Raw genomic sequence first — 2,213 nt, forward strand, 5'->3', positions numbered from 1 at the left:
AAATAATAAAAAAATAATAAAAAACAAATAAATCGGGTAAAAATAAATAAATAAAGAAATAAAGAAATTAATAAAAATTTGTTTATAGAATAAAAGATCCAGAAACAAGATTTCTATACTTTTGCCATTTGATATCCATCGTAAGCAGCATAAAGACCGAAAATCAATTCAATGATATTGAAAGGCAAGTATTTATTCAAGACAAACATGTATAATCCAATGATGATTAAAAATACTATGAAAAATATTATGCCTTTTTTCATATCTCCAGCATATGCTTGACCTAATCCTGGAATCAAGAAAGATAAAATTGCTGCAAGAATAACATTTGCCATAATTTAACCCCCATAATTCTTTAAGAATAGCATATATAAACATATTAATAAATATTTCAATTAGTTAAGTATTTTTACCTTATTTTATTCTCTTTTCTTTTTCAAATTTTTTTAATCTTATATGACAAATTATTTTCTTTATTTTATATTTTTAAAATGATGAGTTTTTTATTTCTATTCGAATAATTTATTAACAATAATTAAAATACTATTAAATATTAAAAAAAATTAAATAAAATGCTATTAGTAAGTTTTATTCTATCTAATCCAACTACAGATGGAAAAGAAACTAAACAAACTAATTTTTTTGACAATGATCATATTAAAATAGAATTTAAGTTTTGAATAAAAATTCATTTTAAACCGCCTATTTATGTCAATGCTTTTAATGATTCATGAAAATCAATAGTGATAAATATGGAAAGCGAAAGCCAAGGCTCTGCTGAAGATATGCAAGAAATGGAAAACTCATTTGACAGGAAACGTCACATCATTGGTGCCATTTTAGGACCATTATGTGCAATTATACTCTGGTTTCTCCCAATAAATGGACTATCAGATCCAGCCCATCACTTGTTGGCCATAATGGCACTGGTATCCATTTGGTGGATAACTGAACCTATAGCTATCCCAGTCACATCCATACTTGGTCCCACACTCTGCGTCTTGCTGGGTGTTGTGCCTATGAAAGAGGCCTTTGCAAACTTTGCAAATCCAATAATATTTCTGTTTATGGGCAGTTTCCTCATTGCAACAGCTATGATAGTGAATGGTCTTGACAAGCGTATCGCTTACGGAATCATTTCAATGAAATGGGTAGGGGACTCCCCTCAGCGCATCTTCCTAGCCATAGGACTGGTATGTATGGTCTGTTCAAGTTGGGTTAGCAATACTGCCACAGCAGCTATGATGTTCCCAATTGCACTGGGACTTCTTGAAGCCATCAGGGAGATGATGGCTAAAAACGGTAAGGAAATAGACCTTTCCAATTATAAATATGCCACAGGGGTTATGCTGATGATAGCTTATGCCTGTTCCATTGGTGGCGTCTTCACTCCAATCGGTACACCTTCCAACCTCATTATGATGGGATTCCTCGAGCAACTTGCCCCTAACGCTCCACATATATCATTCGCCCAATGGATGATGTGGGGATTTGTTGCAATGATTGCCTATTTCGTGTTGACTTATATCATATTATGGCGTATGTACCCATCAGATGACAAGCACATAAAAGGAGCAGAGACATACATCAGCGAACATGTCAAGGAACTCGGCAAATGGACCAAAGCACAGAAGAATACACTATTTGCTTTCATATTGACAGTTATTCTTTGGATTACACCAGCAGTACTGACTATCATCTACGGCCCTGATGCCGCAATTGTGAAAGCATTCAGCAGATATTTCCCAGAGCACATAGTTGCTTTAATTGGTGGATTGTTGCTGTTCTTCCTGCCAGTAAACCTTAAGAACGGAGAGATGACACTGAAATGGAAAGACGGTGTTGCAGGTATAGATTGGAGCACACTGCTGCTTTTCGGTGGTGGTTTGTCCCTAGGAGCACTGATGTACACCACAGGCCTATCCGACTGGATGGGTAGCTGTCTAAGCAGCATGATAGGATCTAATCCATCAGAGATTATCTTCATTGCGGTTTTCTGTGTTTTCACACTCTTGCTTACAGAGTTCACATCAAACACAGCATCTACCAACCTTATTGGTCCGATTGCAATTACTACAGCTCTGTCACTGGGATTCAGTCCTATTCCTGTTGCCGTAGGTATTGCTTTATCTTCATCACTCGGATTTATGATGCCTGTCTCCACACCTCCTAACGCAATTGTCTACGCATCCGGTTATGTTCCTATCACAAAG

At 36.0% G+C, this 2,213-nt stretch carries 2 protein-coding genes; one reads left to right on the top strand and one right to left on the bottom strand.

The features are described from left to right. Positions 1–113: 113 nt before the first annotated feature. The gene (locus ACKI67_RS08205) at positions 114–335 is read right to left on the bottom strand and encodes a DUF6677 family protein (protein WP_407463019.1); all 222 of its coding nucleotides are present in this window, start codon (positions 333–335) and stop codon (positions 114–116) included. Positions 336–911: 576 nt separating this feature from the next. Between ACKI67_RS08205 and ACKI67_RS08210 the strand changes: the two genes are divergently transcribed. Continuing rightward, a partial coding sequence (locus tag ACKI67_RS08210) for an SLC13 family permease (protein WP_407463021.1) occupies positions 912–2,213 on the top strand: 1,302 nt, incomplete at its 3' end.

The sequence above is a fragment of the Methanobrevibacter sp. genome, from assembly GCF_045577275.1.
Classification (GTDB): Archaea; Methanobacteriota; Methanobacteria; order Methanobacteriales; family Methanobacteriaceae; genus Methanobrevibacter.

Coding starts and splice junctions, on each gene's coding strand:
- ACKI67_RS08205 (WP_407463019.1), bottom strand. CDS start 335: ATGGCAAATGTTATTCTTGCAGCAATTTTATCTTTCTTGATTCCAGGA.